Source organism: Streptomyces sp. NPDC050658, assembly GCF_044457025.1.
GTDB lineage: Bacteria > Actinomycetota > Actinomycetes > Streptomycetales > Streptomycetaceae > Streptomyces.
The window spans coordinates 160,444-185,082 of record NZ_JBITGM010000013.1; the positions used below are offsets into that span (position 1 = coordinate 160,444).

At 72.9% G+C, this 24,639-nt stretch carries 20 protein-coding genes and 1 pseudogene; 14 read left to right on the forward strand and 7 right to left on the reverse strand.

Features of this window, described 5'->3' with window-relative positions:
- Window positions 1–152: 152 nt before the first annotated feature.
- The 8 genes from kdpB to ACIBKX_RS34755 all read left to right on the forward strand — a co-directional run bounded on the left by kdpB (window position 153) and on the right by ACIBKX_RS34755 (window position 11,030).
- A complete protein-coding gene (kdpB, locus tag ACIBKX_RS34720) occupies window positions 153–2,318 on the forward strand; it encodes a potassium-transporting ATPase subunit KdpB (protein ID WP_363274749.1) in 2,166 nt (721 codons plus the stop codon).
- Window positions 2,319–2,488: 170 nt separating this feature from the next.
- Window positions 2,489–3,301, forward strand: coding sequence for an SDR family NAD(P)-dependent oxidoreductase (locus ACIBKX_RS34725; RefSeq protein WP_363274750.1), 813 nt, complete (start codon window positions 2,489–2,491; stop codon window positions 3,299–3,301).
- 111 nt (window positions 3,302–3,412) lie between these two features.
- Complete coding sequence (locus tag ACIBKX_RS34730; RefSeq protein ID WP_363274751.1) at window positions 3,413–4,066, forward strand: hypothetical protein; 654 nt, start codon at window positions 3,413–3,415, stop codon at window positions 4,064–4,066.
- Window positions 4,067–4,163: 97 nt separating this feature from the next.
- The gene (mutA, locus tag ACIBKX_RS34735; protein WP_363274752.1) at window positions 4,164–6,014 is read left to right on the forward strand and encodes a methylmalonyl-CoA mutase small subunit; all 1,851 of its coding nucleotides are present in this window, start codon (window positions 4,164–4,166) and stop codon (window positions 6,012–6,014) included.
- On the forward strand, window positions 6,014–8,221 hold the full coding sequence (scpA, locus tag ACIBKX_RS34740) for a methylmalonyl-CoA mutase (protein WP_363274753.1): 2,208 nt from the start codon (window positions 6,014–6,016) through the stop codon (window positions 8,219–8,221). The genes mutA and scpA overlap by 1 nt, the downstream gene beginning before the upstream one ends.
- Before the next feature lie 13 nt (window positions 8,222–8,234).
- Window positions 8,235–9,248 carry a methylmalonyl Co-A mutase-associated GTPase MeaB gene (gene meaB / locus ACIBKX_RS34745; protein ID WP_363274754.1) on the forward strand — a complete coding sequence of 338 codons (1,014 nt, stop codon included), beginning with the start codon at window positions 8,235–8,237 and terminating at the stop codon, window positions 9,246–9,248.
- A gap of 133 nt (window positions 9,249–9,381) precedes the next feature.
- A complete protein-coding gene (locus tag ACIBKX_RS34750; protein ID WP_363274755.1) occupies window positions 9,382–10,488 on the forward strand; it encodes an enoyl-CoA hydratase/isomerase family protein in 1,107 nt (368 codons plus the stop codon).
- Window positions 10,485–11,030 carry a GNAT family N-acetyltransferase gene (locus ACIBKX_RS34755; protein WP_363274756.1) on the forward strand — a complete coding sequence of 182 codons (546 nt, stop codon included), beginning with the start codon at window positions 10,485–10,487 and terminating at the stop codon, window positions 11,028–11,030. The genes ACIBKX_RS34750 and ACIBKX_RS34755 overlap by 4 nt, the downstream gene beginning before the upstream one ends.
- Here the strand turns inward: ACIBKX_RS34755 and ACIBKX_RS34760 are convergent.
- The 3 genes from ACIBKX_RS34760 to ACIBKX_RS34770 all read right to left on the reverse strand — a co-directional run bounded on the left by ACIBKX_RS34760 (window position 11,008) and on the right by ACIBKX_RS34770 (window position 13,227).
- Window positions 11,008–11,478: a hypothetical protein gene (locus tag ACIBKX_RS34760; RefSeq protein ID WP_363274757.1), complete on the reverse strand. Its 471-nt coding sequence runs from the start codon at window positions 11,476–11,478 to the stop codon at window positions 11,008–11,010. The genes ACIBKX_RS34755 and ACIBKX_RS34760 overlap by 23 nt on opposite strands.
- 76 nt (window positions 11,479–11,554) lie before the next feature.
- Window positions 11,555–12,292: an ABC transporter permease gene (locus tag ACIBKX_RS34765; protein WP_363274758.1), complete on the reverse strand. Its 738-nt coding sequence runs from the start codon at window positions 12,290–12,292 to the stop codon at window positions 11,555–11,557.
- 2 nt (window positions 12,293–12,294) lie between these two features.
- Window positions 12,295–13,227 (reverse strand): ATP-binding cassette domain-containing protein, encoded by a 933-nt coding sequence (locus tag ACIBKX_RS34770; protein ID WP_363274759.1) that lies wholly within the window; start codon window positions 13,225–13,227, stop codon window positions 12,295–12,297.
- Window positions 13,228–13,335: 108 nt separating this feature from the next.
- Between ACIBKX_RS34770 and ACIBKX_RS34775 the strand changes: the two genes are divergently transcribed.
- The 3 genes from ACIBKX_RS34775 to ACIBKX_RS34785 all read left to right on the forward strand — a co-directional run bounded on the left by ACIBKX_RS34775 (window position 13,336) and on the right by ACIBKX_RS34785 (window position 16,491).
- Window positions 13,336–14,550 (forward strand): histidine kinase, encoded by a 1,215-nt coding sequence (locus ACIBKX_RS34775; RefSeq protein ID WP_363274760.1) that lies wholly within the window; start codon window positions 13,336–13,338, stop codon window positions 14,548–14,550.
- A 14-nt stretch (window positions 14,551–14,564) separates the two neighbouring features.
- Window positions 14,565–15,227 (forward strand): response regulator transcription factor, encoded by a 663-nt coding sequence (locus tag ACIBKX_RS34780; protein WP_363274761.1) that lies wholly within the window; start codon window positions 14,565–14,567, stop codon window positions 15,225–15,227.
- A gap of 106 nt (window positions 15,228–15,333) precedes the next feature.
- Window positions 15,334–16,491 (forward strand): ROK family transcriptional regulator, encoded by a 1,158-nt coding sequence (locus ACIBKX_RS34785; protein WP_363274762.1) that lies wholly within the window; start codon window positions 15,334–15,336, stop codon window positions 16,489–16,491.
- Between the two features lie 430 nt (window positions 16,492–16,921).
- Here the strand turns inward: ACIBKX_RS34785 and ACIBKX_RS34790 are convergent, their stop codons facing one another.
- On the reverse strand, window positions 16,922–17,683 hold the full coding sequence (locus ACIBKX_RS34790; RefSeq protein WP_363274763.1) for a GntR family transcriptional regulator: 762 nt from the start codon (window positions 17,681–17,683) through the stop codon (window positions 16,922–16,924).
- Window positions 17,684–17,949: 266 nt separating this feature from the next.
- Complete coding sequence (gene sigJ, locus ACIBKX_RS34795) at window positions 17,950–18,837, reverse strand: RNA polymerase sigma factor SigJ (RefSeq protein WP_363274764.1); 888 nt, start codon at window positions 18,835–18,837, stop codon at window positions 17,950–17,952.
- A 194-nt stretch (window positions 18,838–19,031) separates the two neighbouring features.
- Here sigJ and ACIBKX_RS34800 point away from each other — a divergent pair, with 194 nt between their 5' ends.
- Window positions 19,032–19,877 (forward strand): alpha/beta fold hydrolase, encoded by an 846-nt coding sequence (locus ACIBKX_RS34800; protein ID WP_363274765.1) that lies wholly within the window; start codon window positions 19,032–19,034, stop codon window positions 19,875–19,877.
- Window positions 19,878–19,901: 24 nt separating this feature from the next.
- On the opposite strand, the pseudogene ACIBKX_RS34805 reads toward ACIBKX_RS34800, so the two are convergent.
- A pseudogene (locus ACIBKX_RS34805) lies at window positions 19,902–20,738 on the reverse strand (EamA family transporter); the annotation flags it as partial.
- A 156-nt stretch (window positions 20,739–20,894) separates the two neighbouring features.
- On the opposite strand from ACIBKX_RS34805, the gene ACIBKX_RS34810 reads away from it, so the two are divergent.
- Entirely contained in the window at window positions 20,895–22,298 is a 1,404-nt protein-coding gene (locus tag ACIBKX_RS34810; RefSeq protein WP_363274766.1) for a PLP-dependent aminotransferase family protein, read from the forward strand.
- Window positions 22,299–22,333: 35 nt separating this feature from the next.
- Here the strand turns inward: ACIBKX_RS34810 and ACIBKX_RS34815 are convergent, their stop codons facing one another.
- Window positions 22,334–22,744: a VOC family protein gene (locus tag ACIBKX_RS34815; RefSeq protein WP_363274767.1), complete on the reverse strand. Its 411-nt coding sequence runs from the start codon at window positions 22,742–22,744 to the stop codon at window positions 22,334–22,336.
- A gap of 282 nt (window positions 22,745–23,026) precedes the next feature.
- Here ACIBKX_RS34815 and ACIBKX_RS34820 point away from each other — a divergent pair, with 282 nt between their 5' ends.
- The gene (locus ACIBKX_RS34820) at window positions 23,027–24,610 is read left to right on the forward strand and encodes an alkaline phosphatase D family protein (protein WP_363274768.1); all 1,584 of its coding nucleotides are present in this window, start codon (window positions 23,027–23,029) and stop codon (window positions 24,608–24,610) included.
- The last annotated feature ends 29 nt before the right edge of the window (window positions 24,611–24,639 follow it).

Sequence of the window (24,639 nt, forward strand, 5' to 3'; positions counted from 1 at the left end):
GGGGGGGGTGTTTTTAGCGGGGGGGCCGGGGGGGGGCGCGGGGGGGGGGGGGGGGGGGGGGGGGGGGGGGGGGGGGGGGGGGGCCGGGCGGGGGCCCCGGGGCCCCCCCCGGGCCCCACGACCACCGCGTTCCGACCAGAAGGTCCTCCCCCATGCTTCCCGCCGCTCCGCAGCAGGCTCCGCCACCGCCCACGCAGCCGCCGTCCGAACGTGGTCCGGCGTCCCCGGCCGCCGGGCGCAGACGTGTCCGCTCCGGGGCGCGCGTCGACCCCGTACAGGTGATGAGGTCGTTCCCGGAGGCGCTGCACAAGCTGCGTCCGCGGGCGCTCGTCAGGAAGCCCGTGCTGGCCGTCGTCGCCTGCGGATCCCTCCTCACCACGCTGTCCGCCCTGCTCGACCCGTCCGTCTTCGCCTGGGTGATCAGCGGCTGGCTCTGGCTGACGGTCGTCTTCGCGAATCTCGCGGAGGCGGTGGCCGAGGGCCGCGGCAAGGCCCAGGCGCGCGCCCTGCGCAAGACGCGAACGGACACGGTGGCGCTGCGACTGCGAGACAACTGGCGGGTGGGGACGGACCTCGCGGACGCGCGGACCGAGGCGGTGGCCGCCACCGACCTCAGGCCCTTCGACTTCGTCCTGGTCGAGGCGGGTGAGCTGATCCCGGCCGACGGCGATGTCGTCGACGGTGTCGCGGCCGTCGACGAGTCCGCCGTCACCGGTGAGTCGGCGCCCGTGATCCGCGAGTCCGGCGGCGACCGCAGTGGCGTCACGGGCGGTACGACGGTCCTCTCCGACCGCATCGTGGTGCGGGTGACCTCACGGGCCGGCGACTCCTTCCTGGACCGGATGATCGCGCTGGTCGAGGGCGCGGCGCGGCAGAAGACGCCGAACGAGATAGCGCTGAACATCCTGTTGTCCGCGCTCACCATCGTCTTCGTCCTGGTCGTCGTCGCGCTCCAGCCGATGGCCTCGTACGCCGATGCGGCGCAGTCCACGACCGTACTGGTCGCCCTGCTGGTCACCCTCATCCCGACCACGATCGGCGCCCTGCTCTCGGCCATCGGCATCGCGGGCATGGACCGGCTCGTGCAGCGCAACGTCCTCGCGATGTCCGGCCGGGCGGTGGAGGCGGCGGGCGACGTGAACACGCTGCTGCTCGACAAGACCGGCACCATCACCCTCGGCAACCGCGAGGCGACCGCGTTCGTGCCGCTGCCGGGGCAGGACGAACTCCACCTCGCCGACGCGGCCCAGCTGTCCTCACTGGCCGACGAGACGCCCGAGGGGCGCTCCGTCGTCGTACTCGCCAAGAACCGGTACGGCCTGCGCGAGCCGGTCCAGGGGGAGCTGGCCAACGCCACGTTCGTCGAGTTCAGCGCGCGGAGCCGGATGAGCGGCGTCGACCTGCGCTGGGACAACGGCGCGGGCTGCGCCATCCGCAAGGGCGCCGCGGCCCAGGTGATCGCCTGGGTGGAGCTGCGCGGCGGTCAAGTGCCGCACGAGGCACGGCTGTTCGCCGACTCGATCGCGGCATCCGGCGGTACGCCGCTGCTCGTCGCGGCGCACGACTGGGACGGGCCGCGCGTGCTCGGCCTGATCCATCTCAAGGACGTCGTCAAGGACGGGATCAGGGAGCGGTTCGCCGAACTGCGCCGGATGGGCATCCGCACCGTCATGATCACCGGCGACAATCCGCTGACGGCGCGGGCGATCGCCGCGGAGGCGGGCGTGGACGACTTCCTCGCCGAGGCCACGCCCGAGGACAAGCTCGGCCTGATCAAGCGCGAGCAGGCGGACGGCAAGCTCGTCGCGATGACCGGCGACGGCACGAACGACGCGCCCGCGCTCGCGCAGGCGGATGTCGGCGTGGCGATGAACACGGGGACCTCGGCCGCCAAGGAGGCCGGGAACATGGTGGACCTGGACTCCAACCCGACCAAGCTCATCGAGATCGTGGAGATCGGCAAGCAACTCCTCATCACACGGGGCGCGTTGACGACCTTCTCGATCACGAACGACGTGGCGAAGTACTTCGCGATCATCCCGGCGATGTTCACGGGCGCGTATCCCGGCCTGGAGGCGCTGAACATCATGGGGCTGCACAGCCCCACGTCGGCCATCACCTCGGCGATCATCTTCAACGCCCTGATCATCGTGGCGCTGATCCCGCTGGCGCTGCGGGGCGTGCGGTACACGCCCGCGTCGGCGCACGACCTGCTGCGCCGCAACCTCGCGCTGTACGGCCTCGGGGGGCTCGTCCTGCCGTTCGTCGGCATCAAGCTGATCGACCTGGTGATCTCGACGGTTCCGGGGCTCGGCTGAACCGTCCTCATCAGGGCACCGTCAAGGACCGCGGCGCCCTCTTGAGGGCCTGCCCGCCGCCGCACCTCTGAGCGGCGCCCCGCGCGCCCACCTCACCACCGCACGTCCGCCGCCCCCGCGAGGGGCCGCTCGGCGTGCTCCGAACCGAACCATGAAACCGGGATACCACCATGTCTTCAGCACCCCTGCCGCTGTCCGGACGCACCGCCCTGATCACCGGAGCCACCTCCGGCATCGGTCACGAGACCGCGCGGCTGCTCGCCGAGCGCGGGGCCACCGTGCTGGTGCACGGCCGCACCGCCGAGGAGGCACGGGCCGCGACCGGCCGGCTGATCGCCACCGCGGGCATCGACGCCGGCCGACTCCGCCCGTTCGCCGCCGACTTCACCCACCTCGACGAGGTGGAGCGGCTCGCCCACCGCGTGGTCACCGAGCACCCGCGGCTCGACGTCCTGGTGAACAACGCGGCCGTGGCCGCGCCCGAGCGGCACACGGTCACGGCGGACGGCAACGAGATCGCCTTCCAGGTGAACTTCCTGGCGCACTACCTCCTGACAGGACTTCTTGAGCCCGCGCTCACCAGCGAGCCCGGCGGCCGCGTCGTCAACGTCTCGTCCTCGCTGCACCGCACGGCGTCCATCCAGTGGAACGACCCCAACCGCTCCCGCCGTTACTCCCGGCTCGCCGCCTACGCCCAGTCGCAGCTCGCGCTCACCGTCTTCGCCGCCGACCCGCGCGTCACGGCGGTCTCGGTGCACCCCGGCGTCTGTGACACGGCCCTGCTCTCGCTGTACGCCGACGAGGGCGGCTCGGCGGCGCACGGCGCGGCCCATGTGGCCCGGCTCTGCGACCCGGCCACGGAGATCGTCAACGGCGCGCACTACGACCGTGCCGATCGGGTCGAACCGGCCGTGGCGGCGATGGAGGACCGCACGGTCAAGCGGCTCAACAAGCTCGCCGGCCTGCTGGTCGGCCAGGGCTGAGCCCGGCGGCGCGTCAGACGTCCGTCAAGGCCGCCGCGCGCCGCGTCAGCGAGCCGTCAACATTCGGCGCGGCCCGGCTCCGGCGCCCCGCAGATGCCTAGCGTCGCCCGCATGGCCCGACGCATGACGCGCCCCGCACGGCGCACACCCGGCGACCACGGCACGCCGCGCACCACGGGGGACGGCCCCTGGGCGCACGACCTCACCTGGGCCCAAGACGCCCGCTCGGCGGCGGGCTGCGCCGCGCTGCTCTTCGGGCTGCTGCTCGCGCTGGACGCGGCGACCGGGCGGCTCGACGCGCCGGGTGCGCTGCTGTGGCTGGGGCTCGGCCTGCTGCTGTGGGGCGTGCTGACGCCGCCGCGCGTCACGGCCCGCGCGGGGACTCTCGTCTCGCGCGGCCTCTTCCGGCGGCGCTCCGTGCGGCTCGATCAGCTGGTCGCGGTCCGCAGGTCCGACGGCATCGCGCCGCGCCTGGTGCTGCGGGACGCGGCCGGCGGCCAGGTCCTCCTGGACCCCGACGTCCTGGCCGTCAATCCCCCGCTGTGGCGTCAGGTGAGCGACGGCGCCCGCACCTCCGTCGAGCGCGGATCGCTGCTGTGCGGTGCGACGGCGCTGCGCCGGCTCGCCGAACGGATCGACCGCGAGACGGCGGAGGAGGTCTTCCGGGTGTCGGGGCTCGACCAGCCATCGCTGCCCGACGGCCATGACTGCCCCAGCCGCCGCCGAACGGCACGTTCGCGCCGGTCAGCGCCCCCTTCGCCCTAGCCGTCCGCTCGTTTGAGATCAATAGCGTTCGGAAGAGGTCAAGGTCACAGCCCTATCCGGCACCGAGTGCCACGGGTTCCGCCCTAGCATCAGGGGCATGACGGTCCAGCCTGACGACGGGCTTTCGCTGGCCGCCGAGTTCCCTGATGCGACCCATGAGCAGTGGCAGCGCCTTGTGGAAGGCGTGCTGCGCAAGTCGGGTAAGGACGTATCGGGCTCGGCCGCCGAAGAAGCGCTGTCCACCGCGCTCGAGGACGGGCTCAGCACCCGCCCGCTGTACACCGCCCGAGAAGCCGCGCCCGACGCCGGATACCCGGGTTTCGCCCCCTTTGTCAGGGGCGGCACCGCCGCGGGCACCGCCCCGTCCGGCTGGGACGTACGGCAGCGGCACGCGACCGCCGATCCCGCGCTCACCAACGAGACAGTGCTCGCGGACCTGGAGAACGGCGTCACGTCGCTCTGGCTCGGCGTCGGCCCCGGCCGACTGCCGGTGTCCGCAATCGCCCGGGCGCTCGACGGCGTCTACCTCGACCTGGCCCCCGTCGCCCTGGACGCCGGTGCCGAATTCGGGCCCGCCGCCGCCGCGTTGTTCCGTCTGTACGAGGAGCGCGGTGTCCCGAAGGACGCGGCGCACGGCACCCTCGGCGCCGACCCGCTCGGCCACGAGGCCCGTACCGGCGAGCGGCTCGACCCCGCCGCCGCGGTGGAGCTGGCCCGCAAGTGCGCCGAGCGGTACCCGAACCTCCGCGCGCTGACCGTGGACGCCCTGCCGTACCACGAGGCGGGCGGCTCGGCCGCGCAGGAGCTCGGCGCCTCGCTGGCCACCGCGGTCGCTTATCTGCGTGAGCTGACCGAGACGGGGCTTTCGGTCGACGCGGCCTGCGCCCAGCTGGAGTTCCGCTACGCGGCCACCGCCGACCAGTTCCTGACCATCGCCAAGCTGCGCGCGGCCCGCCGCCTCTGGGCCCGCGTCGCCGAGGTCTGCGGCGCCCCCGCGGCCGGGGCCCAGCGGCAGCACGCCGTGACCTCGCCGGTGATGATGTCGCGCCGCGACCCGTGGGTGAACATGCTGCGCACCACGGTGGCGTGCCTCAGCGCGGGCGTGGGCGGCGCGGACGCCGTCACGGTCCTTCCGTTCGACCACTCGCTGGGCCTGCCGGACGCGTTCGCGCGCCGTATCGCCCGCAACACGTCCACGATCCTGCTCGACGAGTCGCACCTCGCCCGGGTCATCGACCCGGCGGGCGGCTCCTGGTACGTGGAGCGGCTCACGGACGAACTGGCCCACGCGGGCTGGGAGTTCTTCCAGGAGATCGAGCGCGCGGGCGGCCAGGCCGCGGCCCTGCGTTCGGGGATGACCGGCGAGCGGCTCGCCGCCACCTGGGCCGAGCGCAGCGCGAAGCTCGCCAAGCGGCGTGAACCCATCACCGGGGTCAGTGAGTTCCCGAATCTGACGGAGCGTCCGGTCGAGCGCGAGGCGTCCCCCGCCGAGCCGACGGGCGGTCTGCCGCGGGTGCGCCGCGACGAGGCGTACGAAACGCTGCGGGTCCGCTCAGACGCGCACCTCGCGGCGACCGGCGCGCGTCCCCGCGTGTTCCTCGCCGCGCTCGGCCCCGCCGCCGCGCACACGGCGCGGGCCTCCTTCGCCGCGAACCTCTTCCAGGCCGGCGGCATCGAGGCCGTCCACGACCCGGCGTCGGTGGACGCTTCGACGGCCGCCGAGGCATTCCGGGCGAGCGGCGCCACGGTGGCGTGCCTCTGCTCCAGCGACGCGCTCTACGCGGAGCAGGCCGCCGAGGTCGCCAAGGCCCTCAAGTCGGCAGGTGCCGAGCGGGTGTTCCTCGCGGGTCGCCCCGGTGAGCACACCGACGTCGACGCGTATGTCTTCGCGGGCTGCGACGCCGTGGCCGTGCTCTCCTCCACCCTCGACCAGATGGGAGTGGCGTAATGCGGATCCCCGACTTCTCCGGCGTCGGCCTGACGTCCGATGCCCCCGACGCCGCCTCGGCCTCCGCCGACCAGTGGCGTACGGCCGTCAAGGAGTCCACCGGCAAGGCCGACGACGACCTGCTGTGGGAGACCCCGGAAGGCATCGCGGTCAAGCCGCTCTACACGGGCGCCGACCTGGAGGGCCTGGACTTCCTGGGGACGTATCCCGGAGTCGCGCCCTATCTGCGCGGGCCGTACCCGACGATGTACGTCAACCAGCCCTGGACGATCCGGCAGTACGCGGGATTCTCCACGGCCGAGGAGTCCAACGCCTTCTACCGCCGCAACCTGGCGGCGGGCCAGAAGGGCCTCTCCGTCGCCTTCGACCTTCCCACGCACCGCGGTTACGACAGTGACCACCCGCGCGTGACGGGCGACGTCGGCATGGCGGGCGTGGCGATCGACTCCATCTACGACATGCGTCAGCTCTTCGACGGCATCCCGCTGGACAAGATGACGGTGTCGATGACGATGAACGGCGCGGTGCTGCCCGTGCTCGCGCTGTACATCGTGGCGGCGGAGGAACAGGGCGTACCGCCCGAGAAGTTGGCCGGGACCATCCAGAACGACATCCTCAAGGAGTTCATGGTCCGCAACACCTACATCTATCCGCCCAAGCCCTCGATGCGGATCATCTCCGACATCTTCGCGTACACCTCGCAGAAGATGCCGCGCTACAACTCCATCTCGATCTCCGGCTATCACATCCAAGAGGCGGGCGCGACGGCCGACTTGGAGCTGGCGTACACCCTCGCCGACGGCGTCGAGTATCTGCGGGCGGGTCAGGAGGCGGGCCTGGACGTCGACGCGTTCGCGCCCCGGCTCTCGTTCTTCTGGGCGATCGGCATGAACTTCTTCATGGAGGTCGCCAAGCTCCGCGCGGCGCGCCTCCTTTGGGCGAAACTTGTCAAACAGTTCGATCCGAAGAACGCCAAGTCCCTCTCCCTGCGCACCCATTCGCAGACCTCGGGCTGGTCGCTGACCGCGCAGGACGTGTTCAACAACGTCACGCGGACATGCGTCGAGGCGATGGCGGCGACGCAGGGCCACACCCAGTCGCTGCACACCAACGCCCTGGACGAGGCGCTCGCCCTGCCGACGGACTTCTCCGCGCGCATCGCCCGCAACACCCAGCTGCTCATCCAGCAGGAGTCGGGCACGACGCGGGTCATCGACCCGTGGGGCGGCAGCGCGTACGTCGAGAAGCTGACGCACGACCTGGCGCGCCGCGCCTGGCAGCACATCGAGGAGGTCGAGGCGGCCGGCGGCATGGCCAAGGCCATCGACGCGGGCATCCCGAAGCTGCGCGTCGAGGAGGCCGCGGCCCGCACCCAGGCCCGGATCGACTCCGGGCGCCAGCCGGTCATCGGCGTCAACAAGTACCGCGTCGAGAACGACGAGCAGATCGACGTACTCAAGGTCGACAACTCCTCCGTGCGCGCCCAGCAGATCGCCAAGCTGGAGCGGCTGCGCGCCGAGCGCGACGAGGCGGCCTGCCAGGACGCGTTGCGGGCGCTGACCGCGGCGGCCGAGCGCGATCCGGGTCCGGGCCTGGACGGCAATCTCCTCGCGCTCGCGGTGAACGCGGCCCGCGCGAAGGCGACGGTCGGCGAGATCTCGGACGCCCTGGAGGCCTCGTACGGCCGGCACGCGGGACAGATCCGTACGATCTCCGGTGTGTACCGCACCGAAGCAGGATCGTCCCCGTCCGTGGAGCGCACCCGCACCCTCGTCGAGTCCTTCGAGGACGCGGAGGGCCGCCGTCCGCGCATCCTGGTCGCCAAGATGGGCCAGGACGGCCACGACCGCGGCCAGAAGGTCATCGCGACCGCCTTCGCCGACCTCGGCTTCGACGTGGACGTCGGCCCGCTCTTCCAGACCCCGGCGGAGGTCGCGCGCCAGGCCGTCGAGGCGGACGTGCACATCGTCGGCGTCTCGTCGCTGGCGGCCGGGCACCTGACCCTCGTACCGGCGCTGCGCGCGGAACTGGCCGCCGAGGGGCGCGAGGACATCATGATCGTGGTGGGCGGCGTGATCCCGCCGCAGGACGTGCCGACGCTCCTGGAGATGGGCGCCGCGGCCGTCTTCCCGCCCGGCACGGTGATCCCGGACGCCGCGTACGACCTGGTGAAGCGACTGGCGGCCGACCTCGGCCACGAGCTGTGAGCCGGTGACGCGGATGGCGCCGACGATCGACATCGACTCGTACGTCAAGGGTGTGCTCGACGGGAAGCGCGCGCAGATCGCGCGCGCCATCACCCTCGTCGAGTCCACCCGGCCCGCGCACCGGGCGCTCGCGCAGGAGCTGCTGACCCAGCTGCTCCCGCACAGCGGGCGGGCGCGGCGGATCGGCATCAGCGGGGTGCCGGGCGTGGGCAAGTCCACGTTCATCGACGCGCTCGGCACGATGCTGACGGGGCTCGGGTACCGGGTCGCGGTCCTGGCCGTCGACCCGTCGTCGACGCGGACGGGCGGCTCCATCCTGGGCGACAAGACCCGCATGGAGCGCCTTTCGGTCGATCCTGCCGCATTCGTACGTCCTTCCCCCACCGCCGGCACGCTGGGCGGGGTCGCGAAGGCGACGCGGGAGTCCATCGTGGTGATGGAGGCGGCGGGGTACGACGTGGTCCTGGTGGAGACCGTGGGCGTCGGCCAGTCCGAGACGGCGGTCGCGAACATGGTCGACTCCTTCCTCCTGCTCTCCCTCGCCCGCACCGGCGACCAGCTCCAGGGCATCAAGAAGGGCGTCCTGGAACTTGCGGACGTCCTCGCGATCAACAAGGCGGACGGCCCGCACGAGCGGGACGCGCGCTCGGCGGCCCGTGAACTCGCGGGCGCGCTGCGGCTGATGCATCCTGCCGACGCCGCGTGGACTCCCCCGGTGCTGAGCTGCAGCGCCCGTGAGTCCAGCGGCCTGGACGAGGTGTGGGACCGCCTGGAACAGCACCGCACGCTCCTGGACTCCACGGGCCGCCTGGCCGCCAAGCGGCGCGACCAGCAGGTCGACTGGACGTGGACGATGGTCCGGGACGAGCTGTTGGACCGGCTGCGGGGACACGCGGCGGTACGGGGTCTGGCCCCTGGCCTCGAACAGCGGGTGCGGGAAGGGACGTTGACGGCCACGTCGGCGGCGGAACGGATCCTGGAGGCGTTCCAGGGGCTCGAAGGGACGGGACAGGCTTCAGCCGAGTAGCCCGACTGCGGGCGCGTCGTGGCTGGTCGCGCAGTTCCCCGCGCCCCTGCGGGGCGCTTAGGCTCGGGCGGTGCCGACCGCCCGCACGCGTGCCGGCACCCCCCAACGCTCAGCGAAGGAGCCCCCGCACCTCATGACGCCCGACTCCGTCGACGCCGCCGCCCCGGTTCTGCTGCACCGCGAGGGCCACGCGGGACACATCACCCTCAACCGGCCGCGTGCAATCAACGCCCTCACCCACGCCATGGTGCGGCTCGTGGACGGCGCGCTCAACGACTGGGAGCGGGACGACTCCGTACGGACCCTGGTGCTCACCGGAGCCGGTGAGCGGGGCCTGTGTGCCGGCGCCGACATCCGCTGGTTCCACGACGACATCCGCGCGACCGGCGGCGCCGCGACGGTGGACTTCTGGCGGGACGAGTACCGCCTCAACGCCCGGATCGCCCGCTGCCCGAAGCCGTACGTCGCGGTCATGGACGGCATCGTGATGGGCGGCGGAGTCGGTCTCTCCGCGCACGGCGGGGTGCGGATCGCCACCGAGCGGTCCAGGATCGGCATGCCGGAGACGGGAATCGGCTTCGTGCCGGACGTCGGCGGCACCTACCTCCTGACGCGGACGCCCGGCGAACTCGGCACCCACCTCGCGCTGACCGGGGCGGCGGTGGGCGCGGGCGACGCGCTGCTGTTGGGCCTCGCCGACCATTACGTGCCGTCGGAGCGGCTGCCGGAGTTCACGCGGGCGCTGGCCGACTCCGACGTGGACGAGGTGATCGGGCGCTATGCCACCACCGCCCCCGACGGCGAACTCGCCGCCCACCGCGAGTGGATCGACGCCTGCTACGCCGCCGACTCCGTGGAGGAGATCGTCGACCGGCTGTACAACTCCGGCGACCAGGCGGCGAAGGAGACGGCCGAGACCATCCTCGCCAAGTCCCCCACCTCCCTGAAGATCACCCTCGCCGCCCTGCGCCGGGCCCGTGCGCTCGACACCCTGGAGCAGGTCCTCGAGCAGGAGTACCGCGTGGTCCGTACGGCGATCACCGCGCCGGACATGGTGGAGGGCATCCGCGCCCAGGTCGTCGACAAGGACCGCAGTCCGCGGTGGTCGCCCGTCGAACTCACGCAGGTGACCGACGCGGAGGTGACCCGCCACTTCACGCGGCGCGACGACGCGGGCCTCGGCCTCGTGCCCGCGGACGCCGACGCGGATGCGGACGCCGACGCGGCGGACCCGCGATGACCACCCTGCACACGCCCCGCCTCGTCCTGCGGCGCTGGCGCGCGGCGGACGTCGCCCCCATGACCAGCATCAACTCCGACCCCGAGGTGATGCGCTGGATCGGCGACGGCTCCGTCCACGACGGGCAGGAGCAGACCCGGTCCACCATGGCCCTGTGGGAGCACGGATGGCAGACCGAGGGCTTCGGGCTCTTCGCGGTGGAGGTCCGCGCCACCGGCGAACTCGCCGGGTTCACGGGCCTTTCCGTGCCGCACTACCTGCCCGAGGTGCTGCCCGCCGTGGAGATCGGCTGGCGGCTCGGGCGCCGCTTCTGGGGGCAGGGCCTGGCCACCGAGGCGGCGCGCGCCGCCCTCGACTTCGGCCTGACCGTCCGCGGCCTGGAGCGGATCGTCAGCATCGTCCAGGTGGGCAACGACGCCTCGGAGCGCGTCATGAACAAGCTCGGCATGCACGTCGAGCGCGCCACCTACGACCCGCACTGCGGGCGCCCGCTGCGCATCCACGCCGTCGACGCGTCCGCTAGGGCGGATCGATCTCCGTGACGACGGCCAGGAGCTGGAACGGCAGCTCCTTGTCCCACTGGGCGACGCCGAGCGCCACCCATCGCCCGGCGGTCCGCCACAGGTGCAGATCCGGGGCCGCGGAGCTCAGCGAGCTCCACGGCTCCGGTATCTCCTCCCCCGGAATCTCCTCCCCGGTCTCCTCGTCCCAGTCGGTCAGCATCCGCTGGAAGACGCCGGAGAGGCTGAACACGTCGGGTGCGCCCCAGCGGGCCGTCAGGAGCACGGAGAGGCCGTCACGCTCGGCCTCGTACTGCTCCTCGACCGCCTCCCGGCGCGAGCCGTCGTCCTCCCAGAACTCCTCGCTCGTGAGCAACTCGGCGATGTGATAGCCGGGACCGCCGGAGACCGCGATCGACCTGCTGTGCTCCGCGGCGAACTCCCGGGAGCACAGCAGGTCGATCGTGGCGAGATGCTCTGCGGTACTCATGCCGTCCAGTAAACCGGCCGGCACTGACAACTGGTCCACCGTCAGGCCTCGGGGGTCGCGATCCGGACGCCCCGCCTCACGCGTCCCTGCGCCGCACCGCCCACCAGCCCGCGAGCAGCGCGGCCGCCGCCCACGCCGCCGACACGGCGAGTCCCGCCCAGGGGCCGAGCGCTCCGGTGGGGTCCTGGTGCAGCACCTGCTGTCCCGCCTTGTCGGGCAGGAACGCGGCGGCTCCGCTCGCCACGTCGCCGACCACGAAGGACACGATGAGCGTGAAGGGGATGAGGATGCTCAGGACGGCGACTCCGCTGCGCAGCACCATGGTCAGGCCCGCCGCGAGCAGCGCCATGAGGGTCAGGTAGATCCCGCCGCCGACACAGGCGCGTACGGCGCCCTCGTGGCCGAGCCCGATGGCCGCGTCCCCCATGAACGCCTGCCCGGACAGGAACGCCGCGAAGCTGGTGGCGAGCCCGGTCACGAGCGCCGCCGCGCCCACCACGGCGACCTTCGCGCCGTAGAACAGGCCGCGCTTGGGGACCGCGGCCAGGGAGATCCGCAGGGCGCCGTTCACGTACTCCGACGACATGGCCGTCGTACCGAAGCTGATGGCCGCGATCTGGCCGAAGTTGAGCGCGTAGAACGCCCCGAAGAGCGGTTCGAAGTCGGCGTTGTCCGATTCCGCCTCGCCGACGGCGGCGAACGCGAGGACCGTGATGGCGACGGTGGCGACGAAGACGGAGATCAGCGAACCGAGGCTGGCCCGCACCGACTTGATCTTGATCCACTCCGAGTGGAGCACGGCGGTCGTCGACATGGTCAGGCCTCCTGGCGGGGCTTGGGCGCGGTGGCCGCGAACTCGGTGTCGTCGGCCGTGAGGGCGAGATAGGCCTGCTCCAGGGAGGCCTGTTCGTCGGAGAGTTCGAGGAGCGGGATGCCGTGTCCCGCGGCGAGGGACCCGATCTCCCCGGCCTGCGCCCCGTCCACGGTCCAGCGGCCGTCGTCGCCCGCCACGAGCGCGTACCCCTTGCCCGCGAGGATGTCCCGCAGGCGGTCCTGCTCCGGTGTGCGCAGGCGGACGCGGGGGGTGCTGTGCGCCGCGATGAAGTCCCGCATCGGGGTGTCGGCGAGGAGCCGTCCCCTGCCGAGGACGACCAGGTCGTCGGCGAAGGTGGCCGTCTCGTTCATCAGATGGCTGGAGACCAGCACGGTGCGGCCCTCCGATGCGAGCCTGCGCAGCAGTTCGCGGATCCAGATGATGCCTTCGGGGTCGAGGCCGTTGGACGGTTCGTCCAGCATGACGACGCGCGGGTCGCCGAGCAGCGCCGCCGCGATGCCCAGGCGCTGGCGCATGCCCAGGGAGTACGTCTTGACGCGGCGTCCGGCGACCGCGGCGAGCCCCGTCTCCTCCAGGACCTCGTCGACACGGCGTACGGCGATGCGGTTGCTGACGGCGAGGGCGAGCAGGTGGTTGCGGGCGGTGCGTGAGCCGTGGGCCGCCTGGGCGTCGAGCAGCGCGCCCACGTGGCGCAGGGGTTCGTCGAGGGAGGCGTAGGGCCGGCCGCCCACCGTCGCGGTCCCGGAGGTGGGCCGGTCGAGGCCGAGGACGAGCCGCATGGTGGTGGACTTGCCGGCTCCGTTGGGGCCGAGGAATCCGGTGACCCGGCCGGGCCGGACGCCGAACGTCAGTCCGTCGACCGCGCGGGTGGTGCCGTACTCCTTGGTGAGCTGTCGGACGTCGATGCTGGTCATGGGGCAAGCCTCGCGGGCGGACCGGTGGCGGGGCTTCCCCCGCCAGGGGGCTGTCCCTCCCCCGCAAGGGGGAGCCGGTCGGCGGCGCTCACCTGGCACGATGACGCAATGCCCAGCTTCCTCAGGCCTCTCACGCGCGCGGTCACCTACACCCGGTGGCTGCACATGCTCATGGGCGCGAGCGTCGCGGTGATCTCCGCGTTCGCCTATCCGGGCCTGGACGAGCCCTCGTTCAGGGACTGGATGGTGATCGTGACGCTGCCCGTGCCGCTGGTCGCCGCGGCGGCGCTGCTGCCCGCGATGCGCAGGGCGGAGGGGCTGCAGGCGCGGCTGATGCTCATTCCGGGGCAGCACGCGCGCGTGCGGGACGACGGCGAGGACAGCGGCATCTCCGTGACGCCTTCCGTCTCGTGGAGCGACCGGGGCAGGACGGCGCTGTGGCTGGTGCTGCGCCTTGAGGCGGGCTGCGCGGCCTGTTTCGTGACCGTCCAGTGCATGGGGACCTCGCTGGGCCTGCTGGGGGCGTCCGGCGAACCTCCGGAGACCTCGGGCCTGCTCGTGCCGATCCCCGGCCAGAGCTGGACCAACGCCCTGCTCGTGCCGGTCCCGCTGATGGTGCTGATGGCGGTGGTCGTGGTGGCGGGCCGGATGATGACCGCCGCCGCCCGCAGGCTGCTGGGACCCTCGCCCTCCGAGCGGCTCGCCGCCCTGGAGGAGCGTACCGAGCAGCTGCTTGAGCGCACGCGTATCGCGCGGGAGCTGCACGACTCCATCGGTCACGCGCTGACCGTCGCGGTGGTGCAGGCGGGTGCCGCGCGGGCCGCCGGTGACGCGGAGTTCACCGACCGCGCCCTGGACGCGATCGAGGAGACGGGCCGGGCCGCGCTCGAAGACCTGGAGCGGGTGCTCCGGGTGCTGCGCGAGGACGAGCGGCCCGCGAGCCGGCGGCCCACGCTCGCCGACGCCGACCGGCTCCTGGAGTCCGCGCGGGCGTCGGGGGCGAAGGTCGACACAGAGGTGACGGGGCCGCTGGACAGCGTGCCCGGACCGGTCTCCCGCGAGGGCTATCGCATGCTCCAGGAGTCCCTCACCAACGTCCTGCGGCACTCCGGGCCCGTCCCGGTGCGGGTGCGGATCTCGGTGGACGACGGGGTGCTCGGCATGGAGGTGCGCAACGCGCTGCCCGACGGGACATCGGCCACCGGCCGGGGCGGCAGCGGACTGCGCGGCATCCGCGAACGGGCCACGCTGCTGGGCGGGCGGGCCGTCACGGGTCCCTGCGAGGGCGAGTGGCAGGTGCACGTAGAACTGCCGCTGGGGTGATCTAGGCTGACCGGATGCCGGTCACAGTCCTCCTGGTCGACGACGAACCCCTCGTACGCACGGGCCTGCGCGCCGTGTTGGAGGCACAGCCCGACATCGAGGTGGTCGGCGAGGCCGCGGACGGCGCGGCGGTGATCCCGCTGGTGCGGCAGCTGCGGCCCGACGTGGTCGCGATGGACGTACGCATGCCGCTCCTCGACGGCATCGAGGCCACGCGCGCGGTGCTGCGTACGGTGCAGGATCCGCCGAAGATCGTCGTGGTGACGACCTTCGAGAACGACGAGTACGTGTACGAGGCGCTGCGCGCGGGCGCGGACGGTTTCCTGCTGAAGCGCGCGAGGCCCGCCGAGATCGTCAACGCCGTCCGGCTCGTCGCGGAGGGCGAGTCGCTGCTGTTCCCGGCGGCGGTGCGGCAGCTCGCGGGCGAGTACGGGCGGCGGCCCGGCAACGCGGCGGCGCGGGAGGCGCTGGACCGGGCCGCGCTGACCGAGCGCGAGGAGGACGTGCTGCGGCTGATGACGCGGGGCCTGTCGAACGCGGAGATCGCCGCGGAGCTGATCGTCGGCGCCGAGACGGTCAAATCGCATGTGAGCGCCGTGCTCGCGAAGCTGGGGGCGCGGGACCGGACGCAGGCCGTGATCGCCGCGTACGAATCCGGTTTCGTCGCGCCGGGCTGAGCGCGGCCGAGATGAACTCTGCGTCACGGGCGGGCCCGGCACTCGCAGGGGTGCGCCCCGGCGAGTACGATCCGCCCATCACGCGCACGAGCTGGGAGGACGGACGTTGGGGCGGCTGACCGGCGGGGATCCCTCTCTGCTGCGGCGGATCAACTCCGCGGTGGTGCTGCACGCGCTGCGTGCGGCGGACTTCGCGACACTCACCGAGATCACCCGGGTGACCGGCCTGTCCAGGCCCACCGTCGAGGGGGTCGTCGAAGGGCTCATCGAGGCCGGGCTCGTGGTGGAGACCGCGGCCGAGGAGGGCGCTGCCCGGCGCCAGGGGCGGCCCGCGCGGAGGTTCCGCTTCCGCGCGGAGGCGGGGCATCTGCTCGGCCTGGAGATCGGCCCGCACCGGGTGGCGGCCGTCCTGTCGGACCTCGACGGCCGGATGATGGGCACAGCGGCCAGGGACGTGGCCGAGACGGCGTCCGCCGACGAGCGCATCGACCGGCTGCGCGCCGCGGTCGCCGAGCTGCTGCGGCGCGGCGGCATCGCCCGCAGTTCGCTGCGCGCGGTCGGCGTGGGCAGTCCCGGCATCGTGGAGGCGGACGGCACGGTCCGGCTCGGCACCGCCCTGCCGGAGTGGACGGGCCTGCCGCTGGGCGAACGCCTGCGGCGGTCGTTCAAGTGCCCGGTGCTGGTGGAGAACGACGCGAACGCGGCGGCGGTGGCCGAGCACTGGAAGGGTGCGGCGACCGAGTCGGACGACGTGGTGTTCGTCCTCGCCGGGCTGAGTCCGGGCGCCGGCGCGCTGATCGGCGGACGGCTGCACCGTGGCTATGGAGGCGCGGCCGGCGAGATCGGCGCCCTGCACCTCCTGGGCCGTGACGTGACGCCGGAGACGCTCCTCTCGACGACGGACGAACCGCTGCACCCGCTGGACGAGCAGGCGGTCGCCGAGGTCTTCGCGCACGCGCGGGGCGGCGACGAGCGGGCACAGGCGGCCGTGGAGCGGTTCATCCAGCGGCTGGTGCACGACGTGGCGGCACTGGTCCTCGCCCTCGACCCCGAGCTGGTCGTCGTGGGCGGCTGGGCGGCCGGCCTGGACGGCGTCCTGGAGCCACTGCGCCGCGAGTTGGCCCGCTACTGCCTGCGGCCGCCCAAGGTGGCCCTCTCGGTGCTCGGCGAAGCCGCCGTGTCAACGGGCGCCCTACGCCTCGCCCTCGACCATGTCGAGGAGCAACTGTTCGCGGTGGAGGGCACGGTGACGGCACGACGCTGAGGCCGGGGTGGTCAGCGGGCGGACGCTGCGGCTGGCGTGTTCAGCGGGCGCGGCACTGAGCCCGGGGTGAACGCGAACGCCCGGCCCCGGAGCAACCGGAGCCGGGCGGTGCGGAGTTCTGCGGGCGCGACGCTGCGGCTGGCATGTTCAGCGGGCGCGACGCTGCGGCCGGGGTGGTCAGCGGGCGCGGCACTGAGCCCGGGGTGAACGCGAACGCCCGGCCCCGGAGCAACCAGAGCCGGGCGGCGGGGTGTTCAGGAGGCGTGGCGATGAACACGGGGACCTCGGCCGCCGGCCCCGGAGCAACCGGAGCCGAGCGGTGCGGGGCTCAAGAGGCGCGGCGCTCAGGGCAGCGGGAACGCGAGCGCCCGGCCCCCGATCAACCGGAGCCGGGCGGTGCGGAGTTCTGCGGGCGCGGCGATGAAGTCGTTCAGGAAGCGCGGCGTTCCGGGCCGTGGTGGATTTCTACGCCGCCGGTGTCGCCGAAGGTGAGGCGGCAGGTGTCCGCGCGGTAGGTCGCGACGGAGACGGCGGCGGTGCGGCCCTCGCTGAAGAAGCGGGTCGTCACGACGAGGACGGGAGCGCCGGGGAGGCGGTCGAGCGCCTTGGCGTCGTCCGCGCGGGCCGAGCCGAGCTCGACGGCGCGGTCCTGCCCCTCGAAGCCGAGCCGCTGCAGCTCGCGCAGTACGGCACGCGCGCGTGACGGTCCCGAAGGGGCGTCGATGGCGGAGAGTTCGGGGACGGAGCTCATCGGTACGTAGAGCAGTTCCGCGGCGACGGGCTGGCCGTGCGAGACGCGGGTGCGGCGCACCACGTGCACCTGCTCGTCGGGGTCACAGGCCAGCACGCGTGCCACGTCGGCGGGCGGGACCGCCGGCGCGCAGTCCGCGGGCTGCCAGGCGTCGCCGACCGCGCCCGGCCACGTGCCCTGCGCCGATCCGACGGCCACGCCCATCCGCGGCGGGGCGACGGTCGTTCCGACCCCGCGGCGGCGCTGCAGCCTGCCTTCCAGTTCCAGTTGCTCGAGCGCCTGGCGGAGCGTGGCGCGCGCGACTCCGAAGCGGGCGGCCAGGTCACGCTCGTTCGGCAGGATCTCGCCCACGGCGAACTCGGAGTCGAGTGCCTCGCTGAGCACCGTCTTCAGGTGCCAGTACTTCGGCTCCGGCGCCGTCTCCAACTGCGTGGTCCCCACCCTGTCCTCCGCAATCGCCGTGTCCCGGCGGCGTTTAAGCGCCCTTGTTTATTAAAGGTTCCTGCACTATCTCTGCGACGATAGGGCCGCACCCACCCTTGGTCAAGACCAATCCTCGATCCGTTACAGCCCGCACAGGGGTGATGCCACAGAGCATTCACGCACTGTTGGCACCAGGTCACGCGGATGTCGCGAACAAGACAAAACCCCCGTCCCAGGAGGACGGGGGTTGGCCGAATGTCCGCTGGACGGTCATCTTCCGGTAACTATGAGGCGAGTCCCACGAGCTTGTCCGGGTTGCGGATGATGTACACGCTTCTGATCTGTCCGTCGGCGACGTCCAGCTGGAAGACGCTGTCCGGCTTCCCGTCGACCAGGAAGAGCAGCCCCGCGCCGCCGTTGACCTCGATGCGGCGGAACTCCTTCTCCTCGCCCGGCACGCCCTTGCGGGAGACGCCGTCGAGGAAGCGGCCCACCTTGGCGGCCGTCTCGATGATCCGCAGCGGCGCCTTGGTCTTGCCGCCGCTGTCGCCCACCAGGCGGACGTCCGGGGCGAGGAGGGTCATCAGGCCGTCCAGGTCGCCGTCCACCGCCGCGGCCAGGAACCGCTCCGTCAGGTCCCGGCGCTCGTCCGGGTCGACCTCGTAGCGCGGCCGCTTCTCGTCGACGTGCTTGCGGGCCCGCGCGGCCAGCTGCCGTACGGCGGGTTCGGCGCGGTCCAGCGTGGCGGCGATCTCCGAGAACGGGAACCCGAAGGCCTCCCGGAGCACGAACACCGCGCGCTCCAGGGGCGAGAGGGACTCCAGGACGACCAGCACCGCGAGCGACACGGAGTCGGCGAGGACCGCCTGCTCGGCGGTGTCGGGCACGGTCGGCCCGAAGTCCGTGACCATCGGCTCGGGCAGCCACGGCCCGACGTACGACTCGCGCCGGGACTGCACGTGCCGCAGCCGGTCGATGGCGAGCCGGGTCGTGACCCGCACCAAGTAGGCGCGCGGTTCGCGCACTTGGCCGTGCTCGGTCGTCGACCAGCGCAGCCAGGCGTCCTGCACGACGTCCTCCGCGTCGACCACCCGGCCGAGCATGCGGTAGGCCACACCCATCAGGACGGGGCGGTGTTCTTCGAAGACGCTGGTCGCGGTGTCCGTTGCCACCCCTCCATCCCAGCCGACGGAGCCCCGTGTGTCCAGGCGAAATCGGTGCGGCGCGGCACACACCGGAACAGCCCGCCGCGCAGGGCCTGCGCCCCACCCCTTGAACTGGGAGCTACTGAGCGGTAATTGTTGCTGACAAGGTGTCTACGAGGTGTGTCAGGGACCGTCGTCCGGCGGCGGGGACAGGAGCAGCAATGGCCGCAGAGGTGTCCTTCAGCGTCGAAACCCCCGACGGCCCCCGGCGGCTGTCCGTCGCCCACGAACGCGCGGGCACGGGAGAGCCGCTGCTCCTGCTGCACGGCATCGGCCACCATCTCCAGGCCTGGCACCCGGTGTTCGAGATCCTCGCCACCGAGTACGACGTGACGGCGGTCGACCTGCCGGGCTTCGGCGCCTCCGACCCGCTGCCGGACGGCCTGCCGTACAACATCGAGACCGTGGTGTCCGTGCTCGGCGCGCTGTGCGAGGCCCTGGAGATCGAACGCCCGCACGTGGCCGGCAACTCCCTGGGCGGTCTGCTCGCCATGGAGCTGGGCCGGGAGAAGCTGGTGCGCTCGGTCACCGCGCTGTCGCCCGCCGGGTTCTGGAACCAGGCGGAGCGGCGGTACGCGTTCACCACGCTGCTCGCGATGCGGCGCGGGGCGCGGCTGCTTCCGCTGCCCGCGATCGAGCGGCTCGCCGGGAGCGCGGCCGGGCGTGCGGCGCTCACCAGCACCATCTACGCCCGGCCCGGGCGCCGTTCACCCGACGCCGTGGTCGCCGAGACGCTCGCGCTGCGCGACGCCGCCGGGTTCGAGGAGACCCTGGCCGCCGGTCGCGACGTGCTATTCGCGGACGACGTCCCCGGACTTCCGGTCACCGTCGCCTGGGGCTCCAAGGACCGGATCCTGCTGCGCCGCCAGGGCATCCGGGCCAAGCACGCCGTGCCGGACGCCCGGCTCGTGCGGCTGCCCGGCTGCGGGCACGTCCCGATGAACGACGACCCGGCGCTGGTCGCCCGCGTCATCGCCGACACCTGCCGGCGCACCGCGGCGGCGTAGCACCCCGGAGCCGACGGCGACACCGGCGCCGACGAGCGCGCTGCCCACGGCCTGCGGGACGCCGTAGGCGCCGGTGCCGACCAGGGGCGCCGTCGCGGCCGCCGCCACCGGGATGAGCCCGGAGAAGAGGGTGGCCCGCTCGGCGCCGATGCGCTGGATGCCCGAGTACCAGAAGACGAAGCCGACGACGGTGACGATCACCGCCTGCCACAGCAGCGCGGCGGTCTCGGTGGTGTCCGGCATCCGCAGCCACTCCCCTCCGCCGCTCACGACTCCGATGAGCGCGGACTCGACGGCGGCGATCCCGCACGCCACCGCGGAGAGCAGCTTGGGGCCGAGCGGGCGCAGCACGGGGACGGCGAGCACCGCGAAGCCCACCTCGCCCGCGAGCGCGCACACCGAGAAGGCGATGCCCAGGGCGTCGGTGCGGCCCCAGCCCTGTACGGCGAAAGCCCCGACGGCGACGGTCAGCGCGCCGTACATGACGGCCCGTTGCGGCCGACGGCCCTCCAGGAGCGGGACGACGACCGCCACGACGACCGGGGCGCATCCTACGAAGACACCCGGTACGGCCGGTTCCGCCGTCCGTTCGGCGGCCAGGATCGCCAGGTTGAAGCCGACCATGCCGACGGCGGCGAGGAGCGCGACGCGCCCCCACTGGCGGCGCGTGAGGCGGCGCAGCGGCCGGGTCCCGCCGCGCCCCAGCAGCGGCAGGAGCAGCAGACAGGCGAGGCCGTAGCGGAGGAACTGGCCGCCAGCGTACGGATAGTCGCCGAGCAGGCTGTTGGCGGTAAAGGAGCCGCCCACGAGGAGGCAGGCCAGGGCGGCGAGCAGGGAGCCGCGGGTGTGGTTCGCGTTCATGCCCCTGACGCTAGGAACGGACGCGGACCGGTTTAAGGTCCACTTCCGGGGCCTGTTGGGGGACCACTTTTCGCGGACCGCCTTTCGCGGTCCTCCTTTCGCGGGCCCCTCCTGGTGGACCACTGTTCGCAGACGCTCTCCGGAGGTGCTTGTCCCATGACGTCGGGAGCCTGGGAGCTGCTGCTGCCCGTGGCCGCCGCCCCCGCCCGCAGCCGTGGCCGCAGCCTCCAGGCGGCACTGCGCGAGGCGGTCAGGTCCGGGCGGCTGGCTCCGGGGACCCGGCTGCCGTCGAGCCGCGCGCTCGCCGGGGACCTCGGCGTCTCGCGAGGGCTCGTCACGGAGGCGTACGAGCAGTTGACGGCCGAGGGCTATCTGCGCAGCGACCGCGGCTCGGGGACCTGGGTGGGCGGTGCGGCGCGGTCCGCGGCGCGCGGCGCCCGCGATCTGGCGCCGCGTCCCGTGCACGCGCGCGTGGACTTCATCGCCGGGACCCCCGACCTCTCGCTCTTCCCGCGCGCCGCCTGGTCCAGCGCGCACCGGGCCGTCCTGGCCGACCTGGAGCACGAGCAGCTCGGCTACCCGGACCCGCGCGGGCTGCCCCGGCTGCGTACGGCGCTCGCCGAACTCCTCACGCGCCGCAGGGGCGTGGTCGCGGACCCGGAGAGCGTCGTGGTGTGCTCCGGAGTGGCGCAGGCGATGGCGCTGCTCGGTTTCGTGCTGCACGCGCGCGGGGTGCGCGTCCTCGGTGTCGAGTCCCCCGGAAGCCCGCAGCACGACGAGCTGTTCGCGTCGGCGGGCGTCGACACGGTGCCGGTGCCGCTCGACGCGGAGGGCGTCGTCACCGACGTACTGCGCGATCGGGATGTGCGCGCGGTGGTCACCACACCCGCGCATCAATTCCCGCTGGGCATCGGATACTCGGCGCGGCGGCGTGCCGAACTCCTCGACTGGGCCCGGAGCGTGGACGGCCTGGTGGTGGAGGACGACTATGACGGTGACTTCCGGTACGACCGCACTCCGGTGGGCGCCTTGCAGGGGCTCGACCCCGGACGCGTCGCGTACGCGGGGTCGGTCAGCAAGTCGCTCGCTCCGGGACTGCGGCTCGGCTGGCTGATCGTGCCGGACGGCATGACCGAGGAGGTCGTCGCCCGCAAGCGCATGATGGACCTCGGCAATCCCGTGCTCGACCAGGCGGTGTTCGCGCGGTTCGTCGAGCGCGGGGACTACGACCGGCAGCTGCGCCGCTGCCAGCGCGCCTACCGGGAGCGGCGCGACGCCCTGGCCGCCGCGCTCGACCGGCACTTTCCCGGCACCGAGGTGAGCGGAATCGCCGCGGGGCTGCACGTCATCGCCCGGCTGCCCGGCCGCTGCGGACCGCAGGAGGCCTTCCTGCGCCGGGCCGCGGCGGCGGGCGTCGCCGTCCGGCCGCTGAGCGCGTACGAGGCGGATGCCGAGGCTCCGGCGGACGGCTCAGGCGTGGCGCTCGTCCTCGGGTACGCCCATCTGTCCCCGGCCCGGATCGCCGAGGGTGTACGGCTCCTGGCCGAAGCCGAAGACTGAGCGGACCCCTGAGCCGATGCCTGAGCCGGCCCTGATCAGGAGTTGGACCACGCGCGCGTGCACAGCACCAGGCGGTAGCCGTCGGGGTCCTCGATCGTGACGCCCCACTCGTTCCAGTAGGGGTTGGGCGACAGGACCCGCTTGCCGCCGTGCTCCTCCAGGCGGGCCACCAGTTCCTCAGGGACGGGCCCGTCGACGTACACGACGAGCAGGTCCTCCTCCGTGGGCTGCGGCAGGACGGGCCGGGCCGCCTCGTGGACGAGTTCCAGGTGCCAGGAGGCGTCCGGCCAGCCCACCATCAGCAGATCGTGCTCGCCGGGGACGTTTCCGCCCTCCGTGCGGTAGACGACGCCGAGGCCGAGGCCGCCCACCCAGAAGCGCTCCGCCGCCGCGAGATCGCGGGACGGGCGGGCGACGCGGAGATGGCTCTGGCCGTTGACGGGCATGGGACTCCCCCTTCGGCGCGGCACCCTCGGCCGCGCACCGTGCTCCCGAGCCTAGGCAGCGGTCGATCTTGCGGCCATCGGCCGTTCGCCCTCGGCCCGTCGTCCGGGGATGTACGACCGCGCTCCGGGGGCCTACGCCGCAAGGCCTAAGCCATACGGTGTTCGCACACCGGTTCCCTTGTCCCCATGGGCAGTTGTTCACTTGTGGTTTGCGTGTGCGCCGCGGCGCACCGTTAGTTGTGGCCCTGCACACTGGTCGGACCTGTCACTGGAGGCGCATTCATGTCACACCCGCTGCCGAGCCCGTCCCCCCGCCGCCGCAGCGTGCTGCGCGGTTCGCTCGCCGTGCCCGCGGCGCTCGCCGTGCCCGGCCTGGCCGGCGCCGCTCCCGCGCTCTCCCTGTCGGGACGCCCGCGGGCCGACTGGGGTGTGCAGGCCGGTGACGTGACCGCGCACGCGGGCCTGGTGTGGGTGCGGTCCGACCGCCCGGCCCGCATGATCGTCGAGACGTCCGCCACCGAGTCGTTCCGCAACCCCACCCGCTGGCACGGCCCGGTGCTCGGCCCGGACACGGACTTCACGGGGACGACGCGACTGCGCGGGCTGCCCGCGGGCGAGCAGATCCACTACCGCGTGCTGCTCGCCGACCCCGACGACCCGAGACGGACGGGCGAGCCGGTCACCGGCACCTTCCGTACGTCACCGAAGGGGCGCAAGGAGGGTGTGCGCTTCCTGTGGTCGGGTGACATCGCGGGCCAGGGCTGGGGCATCAACCCGGACCGGGGCGGCTTCCGCGTCTTCGAGGACATGCGCGCCAGGAACCCCGACTTCTTCCTGTGCAGCGGCGACAACATCTACGCGGACGGGCCCATCCTGCCGAGCGTGACGCTGCCCGACGGCAGGGTGTGGCGGAACGTGACCACGGAGGAGAAGTCGAAGGTCGCCGAGACGCTCAAGGAGTTCCGGGGCGCCTTCCGCTACAACCTGCTCGACGAGAACGTGCGCCGCTTCAACGCGCAGGTGCCCTCCATCGTGCAGTGGGACGACCACGAGGTGCGCAACAACTGGTACCCCGGCCAGATCCTGGACGACGCCCGCTACACCGAGAAGAACGTGGACGTGCTCGCGGGTCGCTCGCTGCGCGCGTTCAGCGAGTACTTCCCGATCTCCACGCTGCCGACGGGCGACAAGGACGGGCGGGTGTACCGGGTGCTGCGGCACGGTCCGCTCCTGGACGTGTTCGTGCTCGACATGCGTTCGTACCGGGGCGCCAACTCGCCCGGCAGGCAGCCCGACGACACCACGGGCATCCTCGGCGCCGAGCAGCTGCGCTGGCTGAAGCGGGAGTTGTCGCGCTCGCGCGCCGTGTGGAAGGTGATCGCCTCCGACATGCCGCTGGGCCTCGTGGTGCCGGACGGCAGGGTGAACTTCGAGGCGGTGGCGCAGGGCGATCCGGGCGCGCCGCTGGGGCGCGAGCTGCAGATCGCCGAGCTGCTGCGGCACATCAAGCACCGCGGGATCACGGGCACGCTCTGGCTGACGGCCGACGTGCACTACACCTCGGCGCAGCACTACGACCCCTCGCGTGCCGCGTTCCAGGACTTCGCGCCGTTCTGGGAGTTCGTCTCGGGGCCGCTGGCCGCGGGCGGTTTCCAGGCGCTGAAGCTCGACGGTACGTTCGGTCCCGAGCAGCGGTTCCTGAAGGCGCCGAACCGGGCGAACACCTCGCCGGCCGAGACCCCGCAGTACTTCGGTGAGGTCGACATCGACGGCGGGAGCGGTGAGCTGACGGTGCGGCTGCGGCAGGAGGGCGGCGAGGTGCTGTTCAGCAAGGTGCTGCGGCCGGGGCGGGTGGGACAGGACTGAGCGCAACCCGCGGACGGTCAGCCGGCGTC

Coding starts and splice junctions, on each gene's coding strand:
- kdpB (WP_363274749.1), top strand. CDS start 153: ATGCTTCCCGCCGCTCCGCAGCAGGCTCCGCCACCGCCCACGCAGCCG.
- ACIBKX_RS34725 (WP_363274750.1), top strand. CDS start 2,489: ATGTCTTCAGCACCCCTGCCGCTGTCCGGACGCACCGCCCTGATCACC.
- ACIBKX_RS34730 (WP_363274751.1), top strand. CDS start 3,413: ATGGCCCGACGCATGACGCGCCCCGCACGGCGCACACCCGGCGACCAC.
- mutA (WP_363274752.1), top strand. CDS start 4,164: ATGACGGTCCAGCCTGACGACGGGCTTTCGCTGGCCGCCGAGTTCCCT.
- scpA (WP_363274753.1), top strand. CDS start 6,014: ATGCGGATCCCCGACTTCTCCGGCGTCGGCCTGACGTCCGATGCCCCC.
- meaB (WP_363274754.1), top strand. CDS start 8,235: ATGGCGCCGACGATCGACATCGACTCGTACGTCAAGGGTGTGCTCGAC.
- ACIBKX_RS34750 (WP_363274755.1), top strand. CDS start 9,382: ATGACGCCCGACTCCGTCGACGCCGCCGCCCCGGTTCTGCTGCACCGC.
- ACIBKX_RS34755 (WP_363274756.1), top strand. CDS start 10,485: ATGACCACCCTGCACACGCCCCGCCTCGTCCTGCGGCGCTGGCGCGCG.
- ACIBKX_RS34760 (WP_363274757.1), bottom strand. CDS start 11,478: ATGAGTACCGCAGAGCATCTCGCCACGATCGACCTGCTGTGCTCCCGG.
- ACIBKX_RS34765 (WP_363274758.1), bottom strand. CDS start 12,292: ATGTCGACGACCGCCGTGCTCCACTCGGAGTGGATCAAGATCAAGTCG.
- ACIBKX_RS34770 (WP_363274759.1), bottom strand. CDS start 13,227: ATGACCAGCATCGACGTCCGACAGCTCACCAAGGAGTACGGCACCACC.
- ACIBKX_RS34775 (WP_363274760.1), top strand. CDS start 13,336: ATGCCCAGCTTCCTCAGGCCTCTCACGCGCGCGGTCACCTACACCCGG.
- ACIBKX_RS34780 (WP_363274761.1), top strand. CDS start 14,565: ATGCCGGTCACAGTCCTCCTGGTCGACGACGAACCCCTCGTACGCACG.
- ACIBKX_RS34800 (WP_363274765.1), top strand. CDS start 19,032: ATGGCCGCAGAGGTGTCCTTCAGCGTCGAAACCCCCGACGGCCCCCGG.
- ACIBKX_RS34810 (WP_363274766.1), top strand. CDS start 20,895: ATGACGTCGGGAGCCTGGGAGCTGCTGCTGCCCGTGGCCGCCGCCCCC.
- ACIBKX_RS34815 (WP_363274767.1), bottom strand. CDS start 22,744: ATGCCCGTCAACGGCCAGAGCCATCTCCGCGTCGCCCGCCCGTCCCGC.
- ACIBKX_RS34820 (WP_363274768.1), top strand. CDS start 23,027: ATGTCACACCCGCTGCCGAGCCCGTCCCCCCGCCGCCGCAGCGTGCTG.